This window comes from Pseudomonas sp. F220 (assembly GCF_057813935.1).
The window spans coordinates 1-297 of the sequence record NZ_JBVASJ010000169.1 but is presented as its reverse complement, the minus strand read 5'-3'; the positions used below and the strand labels follow the sequence as shown (position 1 = coordinate 297).

Here is a 297-nt window from a genome sequence, read left to right as displayed (position 1 = left end):
CGCAGGTCCTTGGGGGCAGCACTTCCCGGAGCCGCTGTTCCATGGCGAGTTTCAGTTGGTCGAACAGCGCATCGTCGGTGAACGACACCTGAAAGTGGTGCTCAAAAGCGAATGCGGATCGCTGAAACTCGACGGCATCGCGTTTGGTATCGATCGTGAGATCTGGCCGAACCCGTCTATCCGGTGGGTCGAGCTGGCCTACAAGCTGGACCTCAACGAGTTTCGCGGGCAGGAACCCGTGCACTTGATGATTGCCCATATCGAACCGCGGAAGTCAGATCACAGATCGTTCCCACG

1 pseudogene is annotated in these 297 nt (G+C 58.2%); it reads left to right on the top strand.

The window, feature by feature from the left end:
* Nucleotides 1-297: pseudogene (locus tag ACZYSM_RS29490) on the top strand (single-stranded-DNA-specific exonuclease RecJ); the annotation flags it as partial.